This is a genomic window from Tabrizicola flagellatus (genome assembly GCF_008271465.1).
GTDB classification, from domain to species: Bacteria; Pseudomonadota; Alphaproteobacteria; order Rhodobacterales; family Rhodobacteraceae; genus Tabrizicola; species Tabrizicola flagellata.
Genome location: NZ_VMDU01000009.1, coordinates 21793 through 39584, shown reverse-complemented (window position 1 = coordinate 39584; position 17792 = coordinate 21793). Strand labels below are relative to the sequence as shown.

Genomic DNA, 17792 nt, shown 5'->3' with positions numbered 1-17792 from the left:
CTGCGTCCCTCCTCGCGCCGTCCGCGACGAGGCGACGCAGTCGCACCAGGAGCCGCCTAGCGCCGCGAGGCCCGCGCGTTGGTGGCGCCCTGCACCACGATCTCGCGCACGTTCTCCAGCTTGACGTTCGAAATGTAGATCGCCACGTCCACCTGCCGCGACTGCGGCGTGTTCACGGCGGTTTTCCCGGTGGGCGGGAAGACCCGGAACTCGTAGACCAGCGTGCCGCCCTCGGTCAGCGGCTGCGGGACCAGCTCGGCGCTCCAGTAGCCCTGGACCGGCATCTGGCCACGCGCCCGCACGATGGCCCCGCCCGGCATCGGCTCGACCGACATCGACATGACGACCTCGGCCAGGATCCGCCCGTCCTCCTTGGCCTCCGGCAGCACGATCGTCTCGCGCGGTTCGGATTTGCGGAACCAGTTGAACGGGTTCAGCTTGCTCTGCCGCAGTCCGCCGCAGCCTGCGACAGCGACGGCAAGACCAAGCACGAGATGACGGCGGGACAGCGACATGGAGCGATCTTCCTGATGCGTTGCCCCTTGGGTAGCCGATGGCACCGCGTTTGAAAAGCGCATCTTGGGCTGGACTGTCCCGGCCCCGCGCCTTACCTGACAGGCACAGACCGGAGCAGACCATGGCGAGCCAAGCCTTCGAAGAGATTGCCGAGACCTTCGACTTCCTCGACGACTGGGAGGACCGCTATCGCCATGTCATCGAACTGGGCAAGGCGATGCCGCCCATGGACGACAGCTTCAAGGTGCCGGCGCTCAAGGTCCAGGGCTGCGCCAGCCAGGTCTGGCTGCGCCCCATCGTCGAAGACGGTCGCTTCGATTTCCAGGGCGACAGCGACGCGATGATCGTCCGCGGCCTGATCGCCATCCTGCACGCGCTCTATTCCGGTCTGCCGGTGGCCGAGGTGGCAAAGGTGGACGCCGCCGCCGAACTTGGACGACTGGGTCTGAACGACCACCTGTCCAGCCAGCGGTCGAACGGCCTTCGCGCCATGGTGCAGCGCATCCGCGAAGAGGCCGCTAGCCGCGCGTGACGGTCACGTTTGGGTAAAAGGCCAGATACCCCGCGATGGCGGCCACGTCGGCCTTGGGGTCCTCGTAGGTCCAGACTGCATTTTCGATCAGACCACCCTCGCTGTGGACCGAATAGTAATTGGCGCGGCCCTTCCACGGACAGTTTGTGGTCTTTTCGGTCCTGACCAGCCGCGACATGTCGATGTCCTCGCGCGGGACATAGGTGACTGCGGGGTAACGCCCCTCCTTCAGCTCCAGCGCCGCCCGGCTTTCGCCCAGCCGCAGATCGCCCACCGCAACCGTGACCGGACCGTCGATCGGCGCGATGGTGATGTGGCTTCCCATTGTCTTCTCCCCGGCCTCAGATCGGGGCGCAGGCCGCCCTCAGCCAGTCAAGGGTAGCGCCCGAAACCCGGTTGGCCAGCTTTTGCAGCACCTCGGCGTGGTAGGCGTCCAGCCAGCGCCGCTCGGCCGGGGACAGCTCTTCCGCCAGGATCAGGCGGCGGTCGAAGGGGACGAAGGTCAGCGTCTCGAAGGCCAGCTGCGCCCGGTTGTCGCCAAGGGGCGGGGCCTCCTGCACGACGATCAGGTTCTCCAGCCGGATGCCGAAGGCGCCCTCGCGGTAATAGCCCGGTTCGTTCGACAGGATCATGCCGGGTTCCAGCGGCACTTCGGACACGCGGCTGATCCGCTGCGGCCCCTCGTGCACCGACAGGAAGGCCCCCACGCCATGCCCGGTGCCGTGGTCGTAGTCCTGCCCGGCGACCCACAGGTTGAACCGCGCAAGCGCGTCGATGTCGCGGCCGGGCAACCCCTTCGGAAACCGGGCCCGGCTGATCGCGATCAGGCCCTGCAGGACGCGGGTATAGCATTCCCGCGCCTCCCGCCCCGGATCGCCGACCGCGACGGTGCGGGTGATGTCGGTGGTGCCGTCCACATATTGCGCCCCGGAATCGACCAGAAGCAGCTCGTCCTGACGGACGGGGCGGTTGGTTTCCTCGGTGACGCGGTAATGCATGATCGCGCCGTTCGGCCCCGCGCCGCAGATCGTGTCGAAGCTGATGTCGTGCAGCGCGTTTGTCGCCCGGCGAAAGCCTTCCAGCGCCTCGACCACGGAAATCTCGCTCTGGCCGCCGCGGGGCAGGGCCTCGTCCAGCCAGCGCAGGAATTCCACCATCGCGGCCCCGTCACGCAGATGCGCCTCGCGCGTCGCCGTGATCTCGGCGGCATTCTTGCAGGCCTTGGGCAGGCGGCAGGGATCGTCGCCCCAGACCACCTCGATGCCCGCGCGCTTCAGGATGTCCGACACCGCAAGCGGCGCGGTCACCTTGTCCACGCGGACCGGCCCTGCAAGACCCGTCAGCGCCGTTGCGAACCCGTCCGCCGGATGCACCCGGACTTCAGCGCCCAGATGCGCGCGCACCGCGTCATCCAGCTTGGCCGGATCGACGAACAGATCGACCGTGCCGTCGTCGCAAAGCAGCGCAAAGCCGTGCAGCACCGGGTTCCTCGGAACGTCGGCCCCCCGGAGGTTCAGAAGCCAGCAGAGCGAATCCGGCAAGGTCACCACCGCCGCCCGCTGGCCGGCTGTCCGCAGCCCCGCCGCCAGCCGCGCCCGCTTGTCGGCATGGCTCTCTCCAGCCAGGTCCAGCGGATGCACGAAGGCCTTGCCGCAGGGCGGAGCGGGCTGGTCGAGCCAGATGGCATCAACCGGGTTTTCGCTTACAGGTGAAAGCTTTATGCCCGTTCCCTCGAGTGCCGTCTCAAGTCTCCCGATCTCGTCGGCCGTGTGCAGCCAGGGGTCATAGCCCAGCCGCCCGCTGTCCAGCCGCTCCTTCACCCAGTCTCCGGGCTTCACCTCCGGCCAGGGCACCGGCGTGAAGCTGCCCAGGTCCACTTGGGCCTTGACCTGCGTGCGGTAGCGACCGTCGATGAAGACCCCGGCGACATCCGGCAGCACGATGCAGAACCCGGCCGATCCGGTGAACCCGGTCAGCCATTGCAACCTTTCGTCGTGCGGGGCGACATATTCGCCCTGATGCACATCCGCACGCGGAACGATGAAGCCGGACAGGCCCAGGGCCCCCAGTTTAGCCCGCAAGGCGGCCAGCCGCGGTGGTCCCTGGTCGGGCGAGGCATGGCTGTCGAAGGTCTGGAACATCAGGTCAGGCTTTCCGTCAAAGGGCTCAACCGGCCCGCCGCATTCCCAGCGCACGCGCCCGCTTCCTGGGGTCCGCCTCGAACAGGGCGGCCAGCTGCTCGGTCATCGCGCCCGCAAGCTGCTCGACATCGGTGATCGTCACCGCCCGCTGGTAATAGCGCGTCACGTCGTGGCCGATGCCGATGGCGATCAGCTCCACCGCCCGCCGCTTTTCCACCATCGCGATCACGTCGCGGAGGTGTTTCTCCAGATAATTCGCGGGGTTGGCGGCCAGAGTGGAATCGTCCACCGGCGCCCCGTCGCTGATGACCATCAGGATCTTGCGGGCCTCGGGGCGCGCCATGATCCGCCGATGCGCCCATTCAAGCGCCTCGCCGTCGATGTTCTCCTTCAGGAGGCCCTCCTTCATCATCAGGCCGAGGTTCGGCCGCACCCGCCGCCAGGGCGCATCGGCCGACTTGTAGATGATGTGGCGCAGGTCGTTCAGCCGCCCCGGCATCTGCGGCCGGCCCTGTGCCAGCCAGCGTTCGCGGCTTTGCCCGCCCTTCCAGGCCCGCGTGGTGAAACCCAGGATCTCGACCTTCACGTTGCAGCGTTCCAGCGTCCGCGCCAGCACATCCGCACAGATCGCCGCGATGGAAATCGGCCGCCCCCGCATGGACCCCGAATTGTCCAGCAGAAGCGTCACCACCGTGTCACGGAACTCGGTGTCCTTCTCCCACTTGAAGGACAGGGGCGTCGTCGGGTTTGCCACCACCCGCGCGAGCCGTCCGGCATCGAGGATCCCCTCTTCCTTGTCGAATTCCCAGCTGCGGTTCTGCTGCGCCTGAAGCCGGCGCTGCAACTTGTTCGCAAGTCGGCTGACCGCACCCTTCAGGGGTTCCAGCTGCTGGTCCAGATAGGCGCGCAGCCGTTCCAGCTCGGCCGGTTCGGCAAGATCCTCCGCCTTGATTTCTTCATCGAAATCAGTCGTATAAACGACATAGTTCGGATCCGCGTCCGAATGCGGCGCGGGGGGCGGAGGCTCCAGCGGCGCCTCGCCCTCGGGCAGCTCCGCCTCGTCGCCCTGCTCCATGTCGGCGCTGTCCTCCATTGTGACCTGCGCCTGGGACTGATCCTGCTGCTCGTCCTGGCTGCGTTCGGGCGAGGCCTCGGAGTCCTCGGATTCCTCCTGTTCCTCGCCCGCCGAATCCGGGGCCTCCTGATCCTCTTCCGCCTGGTCGTCGCCCACATCCTCGGGTGCATCCGGGTCGTCGCCCAGCTGGTCGCCATAGCCCAGGTCGGCGATCACCTTGCGCGCCAGCCGCGCGAAGGCGGCCTGATCGGTCAGCACATCGTCGAGGTTCGACAGCGTCTCGCCCGCCTGTTCCTCGACGAAGCCGCGCCAGAGGTCGGCGGCATGTTCCGCCGACTTCGGCAGCGGGCGGCCCGTCGCCATCTGCCGCACCAGATACCCCGCCGCCACCGGCAGGGGCACCTCGCTTGACTGCGTCACCTGGCCATAGCCCTTGCGATCCGCCTCGTGGGCGATCTTCGCGTCGATGTTGCCGGCCGTTCCCGGCATGTCGCGCGCGCCCACCGCCTCGCAGCGTGCGTTCTCCATCGCCTCGAAGATGTCCCGCGCCAGGGGCCCGGTCGGCGCATAGCGGGCCGCCACCGCGTCGTCGTGATACTTCCGCCGCAGCGCGAAGGCATCCGCCGTCCCGCGCGCCAGCAAGACCTCGTCCCGCGTCATCCGGCGCGAAACCTGCGGCAGGCGGACGCCTTCCTTGTTCATCCCCGAGGGATCGACGGAATAGGTCACCGTCATCTCCGGGTCATCCGCCATGGTGCGGGTGGCCTCGGCGAGGGCCTTCTTGAAAGGATCGGCGGGGTTGTCGGCGGGTTTGTTCATGCGTCAGGTAAAGCACTCGGCGCGGGTCTCGGCAAGCGTCCCCGTGCGGTCATGCACAGGTCCGGCGCGGCGCTGCGGAGTTGGCAGGGGCACCGCAACCGCCAGATAAGAGCGACCGGAATTCAAACCCAAGGACCCCGACCCATGGCCAACCCGAAAATCGCGATCATCGTCTCGTCCACCCGCCCGACCCGCTTTGCCGATGTCCCCACCGCCTGGATCAAGGCCCAGGCCGAAGCCCGCGGCGACATGGATGTCGAGGTCGTGGACCTGCGCGACTATCCGCTGCCTTTCTTCGACGAAGTCGCCTCGAACGCCTGGGTGCCCAGCCAGAACCCGGTCGCCCAGAAGTGGCAGAAGAAGGTGGGCGAGTTCGACGGCTACATCTTCGTCGTCGCCGAATACAACCGCTCGATCACTGCGGCGCTGAAGAATGCGCTGGACCAGGCCTATGTCGAATGGGCCCGCAAGCCCTTCGGCGCCATCGGCTATGGCTCGATGGGCGCGGCCAACGCGCTCGGCCACCTGCAGAACATCGGCGTCGAGCTGCAGATGGTCCCCACCCGCAACAACGTCCGCATCGGCGGGTCGGATTTCTTCAAGGTGCACTCGGGCTTTGGCGGTTCGGGCAACCTCGGCGACATCGAGGGCGCGATTGCCCCGGCGGCCAAGGCCATGCTCGACGATGTGGTCTGGTGGGCCAAGGCCACCAAGGCCGCCCGCGGCTAACTCGGGATCATCGCGCGACACTCGGCGGCCAGGGCTTCGGCTCTGGCCGCTGCCGTTCGTGCCAGGCGCGGATCCCGCTGGAACCGCGCCCGATGCAAGAGGTCCCGCTGGGCTACCTTGGTGTCGATTCGCCACACCATGACTTGCCGCCCGGCACCTTCGGGCATGGTCGCCTCGATCAGCGCGACCACGGCGCCCAACTCGGATGCGGTGCGTTCAGACGCCGGCCCGTCGAACATCCACTGATCGTCCATCGCCGCCGAAAGCAGCCCCGCGCAGACCGCGAAGTCGCGCAACAGCGGACCCGCCGCCCCGGGCACGCTTGTCGCCCGAGCGCAAGGATGGCCAGAAAAGTTGCCGAGCCGAGCGCCATTTCGGCATGAGGCCCGCAGAATCGTGCATTTTCAAGGCGGAATGAAAACCCTCTGCCGTCCGCAAAGGAAATGGGCCGCCCCGAAGGACGGCCCCGCAGCCCGGACGGGCCGGGTTTACTTCATCGCCATGCTGGCCGCACTTTCCGGCAGTTCCTCGGCAAAGCAGCGCTGGTAGAACTCGGCCACGGTCTGCCGTTCCAGCTCGTCGCACTTGTTCAGGAAGGTGAGCCGGAAGGCGTAACCCACGTTACGGAAGATCTCGGCGTTCTGCGCCCAGTTCAGCACCGTCCGGGGGCTCATCACCGTGGACAGGTCGCCATTCATGAAAGCCGTGCGCGTCAGATCGGCCACCGTCACCATCTGGCTGATGGTCTTGCGGCCCTTCTCGGTGTTGTAATGCGGGTTCTTGGCCAGGATGATCGCGGCCTCGGCATCATGGCTCAGGTAGTTCAGTGTCGCCACGAGCGACCAGCGGTCCATCTGCGCCTGGTTGATCTGCTGGACCCCATGGTAGAGGCCCGTGGTGTCACCCAGACCCACGGTATTCGCCGTGGCGAACAGCCGGAACCAGGGGTTCGGGGTGATGATCTCGTTCTGGTCCAGAAGCGTCAGCTTACCGTCATGCTCCAGCACGCGCTGGATCACGAACATCACGTCCGGCCGGCCCGCGTCGTATTCGTCGAAGACGATGGCCACCGGGTTCCGCAGCGCCCAGGGCAGGATGCCCTCGTGGAACTCGGTCACCTGTTTGCCGTCCTTCAGCTTGATCGCGTCCTTGCCGATCAGGTCGATCCGGCTGATGTGGCTGTCGAGGTTCACCCGCACGCAGGGCCAGTTCAGCCGCGCGGCCACCTGCTCGATATGGGTGGATTTCCCGGTGCCGTGATAGCCCTGGATCATCACCCGGCGGTTATAGGCAAACCCGGCCAGGATCGCGAGCGTGGTGTCCGGGTCGAACTTGTAGGTCGGGTCGATCTCGGGCACGCGGTCGGTGCGGTCGGCAAAACCCCTGACGCGCATGTCGGTGTCGATGCCGAACACGTCGCGGACCGAAATTTCCTCGGTCGGTTTCATCGCCTGATCCAGCATCGTCTGAGTCCCTAGGTCCGCCCGCGCCTCATTGCGCGCCCGCGCCATCCTTGGAACATATCGCGAGGGGGTTCAAGGGGAAGCGCTGGACACGACAGTCCCGCGCCGATTTCCGCAAGCGTCAGTCGCGGAAATAGCGGCTGTCCTTCAGCTGGTCCCAGGCCCAGACCACCTCTTGCAGCTGTTCCTCGTGGCTGCGGTCGCCGCCGTTCATGTCCGGGTGCAGGACCTTGATCAGCCCCTTGTAGACCTTGCGGATTTCCGTCTTGGTCATCGTGTCGCGCGCATCCAGGATCTCGATCGCCTTGCGCTCGGTCGGCGGCAGCTTCCGCGTCGCGGTGGACATCGCGCGCCCCGGATTCTGCGTCGCCTTCTCACCCAGCAGAGACATCGGGTCCTTCACCCCCAGCCGCGCCCAGGCATTGCCGTCGCCCTGCCGGCTGAAGGGCCGGGTCTCGCGCTCCCAGACCCGGTTCCTGTCGAGGAATTTCTGGAACTCCTCATCCGTGGTGCCCTGGAAGAAGTTCCATTTCAGATTGTATTCGCGGATGTGGTCCTTGCAGAACCAGAAATACTCGTCCAGCTGGTCCGGTGACTTCGGCGCCCGATAGGCACCCTTGTGCTCGCACCCCGGATAGTCGCAGGGCCGGTCCGCTGTCTCGAACGCCCCCGACATCCCCCGCCGCCCGGAGGTCTTGCGCTTCTTGGCCGCGGCGGCGCTGATGTTGAACTCGAAGGGCGGACGACTGGACATGCTTCAGGGGCCTTTCCGACTCGGGCGCCCAAGTCTAAGGCTTTTCCCGGAAGTTGGAAGGGCAGGGGGCGCTGACATGGCCGTGAAAGACGAAATCGAGGAGCGCCTGACCGCCGCCTTCCACCCTACGGTGCTGACCGTGGTGAACGAGAGCCACCGTCACGCGGGCCATGCCGGGGACGACGGGACGGGCGAAAGCCATTTCCACATCACCATCCGCGCCGAGGTGTTCCGGGACATGCCGCGCCTCGCCCGCCACCGGGCGGTGCAGAAGGCGCTGGGTGATCTCACCGCCCGCATCCACGCCCTGGCCCTCGATATCGGCTAGACGCATCGGAGACGGCGCTTGCAGACGCTCTGCGTCCCGTGTATGTTATAATATAACATAACACGAGGTTGACATGACCGACACGCGCCTGCCCGTCACCGTCCTCTCCGGCTTTCTCGGCGCCGGCAAGACCACGCTTCTGAACCACATCCTGAACAACCGCGATGGCCGCCGGGTCGCGGTGATCGTCAACGACATGTCCGAGGTGAACATCGACGCCGACCTCATCCGGGAAGGGGCCGAACTGTCCCGCGCCGAGGAAAGGCTGGTCGAGATGACGAACGGCTGCATCTGCTGCACGCTCCGTGACGATCTTCTGACCGAGGTCCGCCGTCTGGCCGCCGAAGGCCGCTTCGATTACCTGCTGATCGAATCCACCGGAATCGCCGAACCCTTGCCCGTGGCCGCGACCTTCGATTTCCGCGACGCGGCCGGGCAAAGCCTTTCGGATGTCGCGCGCCTCGACACGATGGTCACGGTCGTGGATGCGATCAACCTCCTGAACGACTTCTCCAGCCATGATTTCCTTGCCGACCGGGGGGAAAGTCTTGGCGAAGGCGACGGAAGGACACTGGTCAACCTGCTGACCGACCAGATCGAATTCGCCGATGTCGTGATCCTGAACAAGGTGCGGGACGCGGGCCCCGACCGCGCCCGTGCCGCGCGCAGGATCATCAAGGCCCTGAACCCCGAGGCCCGCCTGATCGAGACCGACCATGCCCGCGTCGATCCGGCAGCGATCCTCGACACCGGCCTGTTCGATTTCGACCGCGCCGCCGAACATCCGCTCTGGGCCAGGGAACTGTACGGTTTCGCCAGCCATACGCCCGAAACCGATGAATACGGGATCGCCTCTTTCGTCTATCGCGCCCGCGCCCCCTTCCACCCGGGCCGTATCCATGCGGTCCTGAACGGCGATCTTCCCGGCGTGATCCGCGCCAAGGGGCATTTCTGGCTGGCCACAAGGCCGGACTGGGTGGCCGAGTTCTCCCTGGCCGGCGCCGTGTCCTCGGTCACGCCGCTTGGCAGCTGGTGGGCCTCCGTCCCGCGCGAGCGGTGGCCGGCGCATCCGGAGGCGTTGAAGGAGCTGCTGTCGAAATGGCAGGAGCCCTGGGGCGACCGGCGGCAGGAAATCGTGTTCATCGGTGCAGGGCTTGACGAAGCCGCCTTGCGGGCCCGGCTGGATGCCGCCATCGTCCCCGCCAGCAGCTTCACCCCCGAAGCGTGGAGCGACCTTTCCGATCCCTTTCCCACCTGGCAGCGCCGCGCGGCATGAACGGGAATCTCGCCTCGCCCCGCGCGCGGTGGCACAAGGCAGATCCGATGGCCGCATACGACCGGCTTCCCGCGGAACTGCGGCGCTGGCTGGCCCAGGCCGCGCTTCCCTGGAGCGCGGCCTCGGTGCTGCGCCTCTGGCAGCGTGCCCTGCGCGAGACCGGCTGTCCGAGGCAGGCCCTTGTCCGGCTGACCCGCGCCGAGGCAAGGAGCCTCGCGCGGGAGCGGGTCACGGTCTGGGGGCCGGCCCATCCGACCGGCGACCTGTCGGACCCTGTCCTCTGCCTGTCGTCTGCCCCACTGGCCAAGGGCCCTGCGCCCGTCAGGCGCCCGCCGCCCTGTCTTGCCCTTTTCGCAAATACTCTCGGGGGGTCCGGGGGGCGAAGCGCCCCCGGGGCGGCCGAGGAGGAGGCGAAGGCCGACGACGAGACAAAAGGACTTCGCGCGTCAGCGCCCATTCTGAAAACCGCCCCAACCCGCCCGAAGCGCAGGTTAAGAAACCCCTAACGTCCGCGGCCAAGCCTTTGACTTCAAAGGATCATCAGCGATTGTCCACCGTGGACACTACCCCGCCTTCACCCGCAGCCGCCAGGCGTGGAGCAGGGGTTCTGTATAGCCCGAAGGCTGCTCCCGCCCCTTGAAGACCAGGTCGCAGGCCGCCTGGAAGGCTGCCCCCTGGAAGGCCGGGGCCATCGGCCGGTAAAGCGGATCGCCCGCGTTCTGCCGGTCCACCACGGCGGCCATCTTCTTCATCGCCTCCATCACCTCGGCCTCGGTGACGACGCCATGATGCAGCCAGTTCGCGATGTGCTGGGCCGAGATCCGGCAGGTCGCGCGGTCCTCCATCAGCCCCACGTCGTTGATGTCGGGCACCTTGGAACAGCCCACCCCCTGGTCGATCCAGCGCACCACATAGCCCAGGATGCCTTGCGCGTTGTTCTCGACCTCGCGCATCACCTGGTCGCGGTTCCAGGCCCGGAAACTGGCCAGCGGGATGTCCAGGATCCCGTCCACATGCGCCCGCCGTCCCCCCTTCGCCAGCCGCGCCTGCACCGCGAAGACATCCACCTTGTGGTAGTGGAGCGCGTGCAGCGTTGCTGCGGTGGGCGACGGCACCCAGGCCGTGTTCGCCCCGGCGCGGGGGTGGGCGATCTTCTCGTCCAGCATCGCCGCCATCAGGTCCGGCATGGCCCACATCCCCTTGCCGATCTGCGCCCGCCCCGACAGCCCGCATTCGAGGCCAATATCGACGTTCAGGTTCTCATAGGCCGTGATCCACGACTTCCGCTTGATGAAGTCCTTCCGGCTGAAGGGCCCGGCTTCCATCGAGGTGTGGATCTCGTCCCCGGTCCGGTCGAGGAAGCCGGTATTGATGAAGGCAACCCGCCCCTTCGCCGCGCGGATGCATTCCTTGAGGTTGACCGAGGTCCGCCGCTCCTCGTCCATGATCCCGAGCTTCACCGTGTTGCGGGCAAGGCCCAGGATGTCCTCGACCCGCGCCATGACCGCGTCGGCGAAGGCCACTTCCTCGGGCCCGTGCATCTTGGGCTTCACCACATAGACCGAGCCCATCACCGAGTTGCGCATGCCTTCCGTCTTCTTCAGGTCATGCAGCGCGATGGCCACCGTCACCATGGCATCCATCAGGCCCTCGGGGACCTCCGAGCCATCCGGCAACAGGATCGCCGGGTTGGTCATCAGGTGGCCGACATTGCGCACCCACATCAGGGCGCGGCCCTTCAGCGTGAAGGGGCTGCCAGTCGGGTCCAGATACTCGCGGTCCGCCGCCAGCCGCCGCTCGACCTGACGACCGCCCTTCTGGAAGACCTCGGACAGCGTCCCCTGCATCAGCCCCAGCCAGTTGCGATAGGCCCCGACCTTGTCCTCGGCATCCACGCAGGCGACGGAGTCCTCGCAGTCCATGATCGCCGTCAGCGCGCTTTCCAGCTGCACGTCGGCCAGAAGCGCCTGGTCGCGCGAGCCGATGAAATGCGCCCGGTCGAAGACCAGCTCGACATGCAGCCCGTTGTTGCGCAACAGAACCGCGTCCGGTGCCTTCGGATTGCCCCGGTAGCCCGCGAACTTCTCCGGCTGCACCAGGGGCAGATCATCGACCAGAAGCTGTCCGTCCTTCACCACATAGCGCCGAACGTCGGCATGGCTGGTTCCGGCGATGGGAAATGCATCGTCCAGGAAGACCCGCGCCCGCGCGATCACCCGCGCGCCCCGGCCGCGCTCATACCCGCCAGACGGCGGCAGCGAGCCCATCGCGTCGGTGCCGTAGAGGCAGTCGTAGAGGCTTCCCCAGCGGGCATTGGCCGCGTTCAGCGCATAGCGGGCATTGGTGATCGGCACCACCAATTGCGGACCCGGGATGCGGGCAATCTCGGGGTCCACGTTCGTGGTCTCGATCGTGAAGGCAGGGCCTTCGGGCAGAAGATAGCCGATCTCGGCGAGGAAGGCCTTGTAGGCGGCGTGGTCATGCGGCTGGCCGCGCCGCGCGACGTGCCAGGCGTCGATCCTGGCCTGCAACTCCTCCCGCCGGGCGAGAAGCGCCCGGTTCCGCGGCGCGAAGTCGGCCAGAAGCCCCGCGAAGCCCTGCCAGAAGGCGCCAGCCTCGATCCCCGTGCCCGGCAGCGCCTCGTCCTCGACAAAGCGGGCCAGCACCGCATCGACCTGAAGTCCCGCCCGGTCCAGACGTTCGGTCATCGCATGTCCTCCTTGGGGGCCAGGGGCCGCCTTGTATGCTGTGGCACACAATAGGCGAGTGCGCGCGCCCGGGCAAAGGAAAGCGGGGCGGGAATTTCAAGGAGGGCCGAAAATCACCTGTCGGGAAATCCTGAAGGCAAAACTTAGCCAGTTTGCAAAGTTTCTGCTTGTGCGACTCGATGAGGTCGGATTGGTTAGCGATATGGCTAAGCATGATCCGCAACTCGACCTCCTGTTCCACGCGCTGGCGGACCCGACGCGGCGCATGATGCTCAACCGGCTGGCCAGGGGGCCCGCGCCGGTGACGGAACTGGCCGAACCCACGGGGTTCAAGCTGCCGACGATCCTGCGGCATCTGGCGGTGCTGGAGGCGGCGGGATTGGTCGCCACCCAGAAGGATGGCCGCGTGCGCTCCTGCGCCTTCCAGCCCGCGGCCCTGCGCCCGATGGCCGAGTGGATGGAAGAGCAGCGCAGGCTCTGGGAAGGGCGGCTGGACCGGCTTGACGACTATGTCACCAGACTGATGAAGGAACGCGAGACATGACCACGATCCCGGACCTGGACCCGGCAACCGACCTCAGCTTCACCCGGACCCTGGCCGTGCCCCGCGCGCTGGTCTGGGAATGCTGGACCGAACCGAGGCACATCCCGCAGTTCTTCGTGCCGAGGCCGCACCGGGTCACGGCCTGCGACATCGACCTGCGCGTGGGCGGCCGGTTCAACACGACCTTCGACGTCGAGGGCAAGGTGATGGAGAACAAGGGCGTCTACCTGGAGGTCGTTCCGCAGGAAAAGCTCGTGTTCACGGATGCTTACAGCGAAGGCTGGAAGCCCGCGCCCGACCCGTTCATGACCGCGCTCCTGATCCTGTCCGACGCGCCGGGCGGGGGCACGACCTATACGGCCATCGCCCGGCACCGGAACCCCGACACCCGCAAGGCGCACGAGGACATGGGCTTCTTCGACGGCTGGGGCACGGTGGTCACCCAGCTGGAGGACTATGCACGGGGTCTCCTGAAATGAGCCTGGATCGCGCTTCCGACCGCTTTGCCACCCTGACCTTCGACCGCAAGGTCGCCGCCCCGGTCGGGACGCTTTATGCCGCCTGGACATCGCCGGCCGCGCGCGCGGTCTGGGCCGCGCCCGCGCCTTCGGTGACGGTGGAGTTCCTGGAAGCCGACGCCCGCGTTGGCGGCCGTGAGGTCTCGCTCTGCAAGGTGGTGGGCGAGCCGGACCTCCGGGTCGAGGCGGGCTGGCTGGACCTTGTGCCCGAGGCGCGGACCGTGGGCTACGAGGTCGTCTCGCGCGACGGGGTCAGGCTATCGGCGGCGCTGGCCACGGCCGAGTTTCACGCCGAAGGCGCGGAGAGCCGGATCACCGTCACGGTCCAGCTTGCATCGCTGGCCGAGGACATGGCGGCAGGCTACCGTCAGGGCTTTGCCGCCGGGATGGCGAACCTTGCGGGCGTGGCCGAGCGGACGATGATCCTTCAGCGCGTCATCAGGGCCCCGGTCCCGGTGGTCTGGGGTGCCTGGTGGAACCCCGACTCCCTGCCGAAGTGGTGGGGGCCGGAGGGGTTTTCGTGCCGCACGGCCCGCATCGACCTGCGCGCCGGGGGTGAATGGGTGTTCGACATGATCGGACCGGACGGGACGGTCTGGCCGAACCACCACAAGTATGGCGCGGTCATCCCCGGGGCGCGGCTCGACTACACGCTGCACTGGGGCGAGAACGGGCCGAAGCATGCCGATGCCTGGGCGATGTTCGAGGATCTGGACGGTCAGACGCGCATCACGCTGGGCATGGTCTTTGCCACCGCGCAGGAGTTCCAGGATGCCAGGGGTTTCGGTGCGGTCGAACTGGGCCAGCAGACCCTGGGCAAGCTGGCGCGGATCGTCGGCGCGGACTAGGCGTCAGTTGGTGGGCGCGCCGCCCTCGGCCTTGCGGCGGGCGACATAGGCCTCCAGCGCCTCGACGGTGCCGGGGTCGATGGGCGGCGCCTCATAGGCGGCCAATAGATCCTTCCAGATCCGGTTGGCGCGGGCGGGGGCTTCCTCGGCCCCCTTGGCGAGCCAGGTCGGATAGTTGTCCCAGTTCGACAGCATGGGTGGATGAAAGGCGGTTTCATACTGCGCCAGCGTCTGCGCCGTGCCGAAGAAATGTCCGCCCACCCCGGCCTCGGCAATGGCGTCCAGCGATAGGGCCTCGTCCGTCACCTGGATCGGCCGGAACCAGGCCTGCATCATCCCCAGAAGCTCGGCATCAAGGATCAGCTTCTCGAAACTGGCCGTCAGCCCGCCGTGCATCCAGCCCGCGCCATGGATCACCAGATGCGCGCCCCCCATCAGGCAGCCCCAGAGCGACATCATCGACTCGTAGGCCGCCTGCGCGTCGAGCGCATTTGCCGCCGTGGTGTTCGAGGACCGGAACGGCACCCCGATCCGCCGCGCCAACTGGCCGCTCGCCTGGGCCGCCTTGGCATATTCGGGCGTCCCGAAGGCCGGCGCGCCGGTCTTCATGTCCACGTTCGAGGTGAAGCCGCCATACATCACAGGCACGCCCGGCCGCACGATCTGGGTCAGCGCGATGCCGAACATCGCCTCGGCATGTTGCAGGACCAGCGCGCCGGCCAGGCTGACCGGGGCCATCGCGCCGGCCAGCGTGAAGGGGGTCACGATCGCGACCTGCCCGTGTTCGGCCAGCGCGATCAGGCCCTGGCTCATCGGGTCGTCCAGCTGCCGGGGCGAGTTGGTGTTGATGACCCCCATCATCATCGGCGTCCGCGCAAGGTCGTCGAGGCTCCACCCCATCGCGATGGCGGCCATGTGGATCCCGTCCATCGTGCGCTCGGTCCCCAGCGCATTCAGGTTCCAGCTCTTGTCCAGAAGCGTGCATTGCGACAGGTAGAGGTCGAGGTGCCGGGTCGATGCGGGCAGGTCCATCGGCTCCAGCGGCCCGCCGGATTCCTGCTGGATCACGTTCAGGCTCTGGCAGAGGCGCAGGAAGTCCTGCATGTCCCGCAGGGTGCCGTCGCGGCGGCCGCGGTCGAGGTCCATCACATAGGCCGGGCCGCCCACGGAAGAGAAGACCGTGTCGTTGCCGCCGAACCGCAGGTCCTTCGCCCGGTTCCGCGCGGCGATGGTGAAGGTGGGGGGAACGGTGGCCAGGCAAGCCTCGATCAGGCCGGGGTCGGGGTGGACCATGTTGCCCTCGACCCGCGCCCCGGCGCGGCGGAACAGGTCCAGCGCCCGGCCGTTGAGGACGCGCATCCCCTGTTCGGCCAGAAGCCGCAGCGCGGCCCGGTGGATCGCCTCGACCTGGTCGTCGGACAGGACGCGGATCGGATCATAGGGGCGCGGCACCTGGCCGAAGGGCGGCTGCGGAATGGCATTCGCGGCGCGGGCCGGGCGGCGCTGGCGCATCAGGGGCTCCTTTCGGGGGGCATCTCGCGACGGGGCGGCAGGTCCGGCTCGCCCAGAAGCCGCGCGAAGCGGTGCGCGGAATGGACCGCGTCGGCGATGGAGGAAGGGGCGAGGCAGTCGCCAATCCGCGATGCGGCGATGCCCGCCGAGGACAGTTCATCGGCCAGCGCGCTGTCCGGCAGCCGGCCGGTCGCCAGGATCAGAGTGGCGCAGGGCAGGGGTTCGGTGCGGCCGGTATAGACGCACGCAAGGGTCGCAATCCCGCTGTCGTGCGATATCAACGCCTTGAGGGGATGGAGCTTCACACCCGCCTCGATCAGCCGGGCCTGGAGGAAGTCCTGTTCGTTGGTCATCACCGTCCACGACGAGACGAGGGCGGCGGTCGTCACATAATGGACCTCGTGCCCCGCGACGGCCAGTTTCTCGGCCAGAGCGCCACCCATGAAATAGTGCTCGTCGTCGTAGATCACGACCGGCCCCGCGATTGGCGTTCCCGCGAACACGTCGTCGGGCGTCAGAGCCTCGGGCAGATCGAGCGGGCGGATCGCATACACACCCACCCCGTCCCGCCGCCAGTGCGACCCGGTGGCCAGCACGACATGGTCCGCCCCGAACCCGGTCACGTCCGCCGCCGTCATCGGGCTGGCGGGATAGAGGTCCACATTTTCCAGCTTGCCCAGCATGTGCAGCCGCCAGTCCCGGACCCGCAGCCAGGTCTGCAACCCCGGCAGCGTCGCCTCGCGCAGGAGCCTGCCGCCGAACCGATCCGATGCCTCGGCCAGCGCCACCTCCAGCCCCCGGCGGCCCAGGGTCAGCGCCGCCTCCAGCCCCGCCGGGCCGCCGCCGATGACCAGCGCCCTTTCCCGGCGGGGATGGACCGCGATCCGCTCTGGATGCCAGCCGCGCCGCCATTCCTCGCCCATCGTCGGGTTCTGCGTGCAGCGCAGGCCCACGCCCTCGTTGTTCGCGGCGCGGCAGATGTTGCAGCCGATGCATTCGCGGATCTCGTCCTCGCGCCCCTCGCGGATCTTCGCGGGCAGGAACGGGTCGGCGATGGACGGCCGCGCCGCGCCGATGAAATCCTGCACCCCGCGCCGGATCTGGCTGACCATCCGGTCGGGCGAGGTGAAGCGGCCGACCGAGACCACGGGCTTCGAGGTCAGGGACTTCACGAAGGCGACGTTCTCTTCCTGGAACCCTTCGGCCGAGAACCGGGCCGAGCGGCTGTCGTTCCCCAGCGCGCCGGCCACGTTCACGTCCCAGAGGTCCGGCAATTCGGCCAGCATCGCGATGATCTCGCGCCCCTCGCCTTCGGAGGTGATCCCCTCCGGCCCGTGCAACTCGTCCACCGCCAGCCGCACCGCCACGGCGCAGGTGTCGCCGACCGCGTCCTTCGTGTCCTCGATCATCTCGCGCAGCAGGCGGACGCGGTTTTCCAGCGACCCGCCATAGGCATCTGCCCGCTGGTTGGTGCGGCGAGACAGGAACTGGAAGGGCAGGTAGTCGTGCCCGGCATAGACATAGACGATGTCGAAGCCGGCCTGCCTTGCCCGCCGGGCCGCATCGCGCTGCCAGCCCCGGAAGGCGCGGATGTCGGACAGGTCCATCGCGCGGGCGGTAGCGGGCAGGTGGTAAAGCGCAGGCTGCGTCATCGGTGCGATGCCCGGAACCCGCGTCATCCGGTTCGAGGCATGGGCGCCGCCGTGCCACAGCTCGATTCCGGCCAGCGAACCATGCGCGTGGATCGCCTCGGCGGTCAGGGCGAGGGGCGCGATGTCGTGGTCGTCCCAGAGGGTCAGGAAGGCATGGGGGCTGTCGTCGGACGAAGGGTGGATCGAGCAGTATTCTGTGCAGACCACGCCCCAGCCGCCCTCGGCCTTCACGCCCCGTAGCGCCGCGCCCGACTGCGGGCGCTGCCAGCCGAAGCCGGTTGCATGCGGGGTCTGGTAGAAGCGGTTCGGGGCGGTGACCGGGCCGATGCGGACAGGCTCGAACAGGATGTCGTAGCGGGGATCGCGGGGCATCGGGC

18 protein-coding genes are annotated in these 17792 nt (G+C 67.6%); 8 read left to right on the top strand and 10 right to left on the bottom strand.

The genetic code is table 11. The features are described 5' to 3' along the window. Positions 1-56: 56 nt before the first annotated feature. Positions 57-515, bottom strand: coding sequence for a hypothetical protein (locus FL625_RS12630; protein WP_235019405.1), 459 nt, complete (start codon positions 513-515; stop codon positions 57-59). A gap of 122 nt (positions 516-637) precedes the next feature. Between FL625_RS12630 and FL625_RS12625 the strand changes: the two genes are divergently transcribed. Continuing rightward, a complete protein-coding gene (locus FL625_RS12625) occupies positions 638-1048 on the top strand; it encodes a SufE family protein (RefSeq protein ID WP_149589041.1) in 411 nt (136 codons plus the stop codon). Here FL625_RS12625 and FL625_RS12620 read toward each other — a convergent pair. From FL625_RS12620 to cobT, 3 genes are read right to left on the bottom strand one after another with little or no spacing between them, the layout of a single operon-like run. Further along, complete coding sequence (locus FL625_RS12620) at positions 1035-1373, bottom strand: DUF427 domain-containing protein (protein WP_149589040.1); 339 nt, start codon at positions 1371-1373, stop codon at positions 1035-1037. The genes FL625_RS12625 and FL625_RS12620 overlap by 14 nt on opposite strands. Positions 1374-1389: 16 nt before the next feature. Continuing rightward, positions 1390-3189, bottom strand: a complete 1800-nt coding sequence (locus FL625_RS12615; RefSeq protein WP_149589039.1) for an aminopeptidase P family protein — start codon at positions 3187-3189, stop codon at positions 1390-1392. 25 nt (positions 3190-3214) lie between these two features. Beyond that, entirely contained in the window at positions 3215-5083 is a 1869-nt protein-coding gene (gene cobT / locus FL625_RS12610; RefSeq protein WP_149589038.1) for a cobaltochelatase subunit CobT, read from the bottom strand. 144 nt (positions 5084-5227) lie between these two features. Between cobT and FL625_RS12605 the strand changes: the two genes are divergently transcribed. Then, a complete protein-coding gene (locus FL625_RS12605; RefSeq protein WP_149589037.1) occupies positions 5228-5812 on the top strand; it encodes an NADPH-dependent FMN reductase in 585 nt (194 codons plus the stop codon). Here the strand turns inward: FL625_RS12605 and FL625_RS12600 are convergent. From FL625_RS12600 to FL625_RS12590, 3 genes are all read right to left on the bottom strand, one after another. Continuing rightward, positions 5809-6108, bottom strand: coding sequence for a hypothetical protein (locus FL625_RS12600; protein WP_149589036.1), 300 nt, complete (start codon positions 6106-6108; stop codon positions 5809-5811). The genes FL625_RS12605 and FL625_RS12600 overlap by 4 nt on opposite strands. Positions 6109-6300: 192 nt before the next feature. After that, positions 6301-7275 carry a cobaltochelatase subunit CobS gene (gene cobS, locus FL625_RS12595; RefSeq protein ID WP_149589035.1) on the bottom strand — a complete coding sequence of 325 codons (975 nt, stop codon included), beginning with the start codon at positions 7273-7275 and terminating at the stop codon, positions 6301-6303. 121 nt (positions 7276-7396) lie between these two features. Next, the gene (locus FL625_RS12590) at positions 7397-8029 is read right to left on the bottom strand and encodes a J domain-containing protein (protein WP_149589034.1); all 633 of its coding nucleotides are present in this window, start codon (positions 8027-8029) and stop codon (positions 7397-7399) included. A gap of 76 nt (positions 8030-8105) precedes the next feature. Between FL625_RS12590 and FL625_RS12585 the strand changes: the two genes are divergently transcribed. From FL625_RS12585 to FL625_RS18580, 3 genes are all read left to right on the top strand, one after another. Beyond that, positions 8106-8357, top strand: a complete 252-nt coding sequence (locus FL625_RS12585) for a BolA family protein (RefSeq protein WP_149589033.1) — start codon at positions 8106-8108, stop codon at positions 8355-8357. Positions 8358-8430: 73 nt separating this feature from the next. Next, positions 8431-9633 (top strand): GTP-binding protein, encoded by a 1203-nt coding sequence (locus tag FL625_RS12580; RefSeq protein ID WP_149589032.1) that lies wholly within the window; start codon positions 8431-8433, stop codon positions 9631-9633. After that, positions 9630-10139: a DUF6525 family protein gene (locus FL625_RS18580; protein WP_354001253.1), complete on the top strand. Its 510-nt coding sequence runs from the start codon at positions 9630-9632 to the stop codon at positions 10137-10139. The genes FL625_RS12580 and FL625_RS18580 overlap by 4 nt, the downstream gene beginning before the upstream one ends. Positions 10140-10196: 57 nt before the next feature. On the opposite strand, the gene FL625_RS12570 is transcribed toward FL625_RS18580, so the two are convergent. After that, positions 10197-12341 carry a malate synthase G gene (locus FL625_RS12570; RefSeq protein ID WP_149589031.1) on the bottom strand — a complete coding sequence of 715 codons (2145 nt, stop codon included), beginning with the start codon at positions 12339-12341 and terminating at the stop codon, positions 10197-10199. Between the two features lie 202 nt (positions 12342-12543). On the opposite strand from FL625_RS12570, the gene FL625_RS12565 reads away from it, so the two are divergent. The 3 genes from FL625_RS12565 to FL625_RS12555 are packed head-to-tail and all read left to right on the top strand — an operon-like array spanning position 12544 to position 14251. Continuing rightward, positions 12544-12885, top strand: coding sequence for an ArsR/SmtB family transcription factor (locus FL625_RS12565; RefSeq protein ID WP_149589030.1), 342 nt, complete (start codon positions 12544-12546; stop codon positions 12883-12885). Next, positions 12882-13364, top strand: coding sequence for an SRPBCC family protein (locus tag FL625_RS12560; RefSeq protein WP_149589029.1), 483 nt, complete (start codon positions 12882-12884; stop codon positions 13362-13364). Before FL625_RS12565 ends, FL625_RS12560 begins: the two co-directional genes overlap by 4 nt. Then, a complete protein-coding gene (locus tag FL625_RS12555) occupies positions 13361-14251 on the top strand; it encodes an SRPBCC domain-containing protein (RefSeq protein ID WP_149589028.1) in 891 nt (296 codons plus the stop codon). Before FL625_RS12560 ends, FL625_RS12555 begins: the two co-directional genes overlap by 4 nt. Before the next feature lie 3 nt (positions 14252-14254). Here the strand turns inward: FL625_RS12555 and FL625_RS12550 are convergent, their stop codons facing one another. Together FL625_RS12550 and FL625_RS12545 are read right to left on the bottom strand one after the other, a co-directional pair. Continuing rightward, complete coding sequence (locus FL625_RS12550; RefSeq protein WP_149589027.1) at positions 14255-15763, bottom strand: trimethylamine methyltransferase family protein; 1509 nt, start codon at positions 15761-15763, stop codon at positions 14255-14257. Further along, positions 15763-17787, bottom strand: a complete 2025-nt coding sequence (locus FL625_RS12545) for an oxidoreductase (RefSeq protein WP_149589026.1) — start codon at positions 17785-17787, stop codon at positions 15763-15765. The genes FL625_RS12550 and FL625_RS12545 overlap by 1 nt, the downstream gene beginning before the upstream one ends. Positions 17788-17792: the final 5 nt, after the last annotated feature.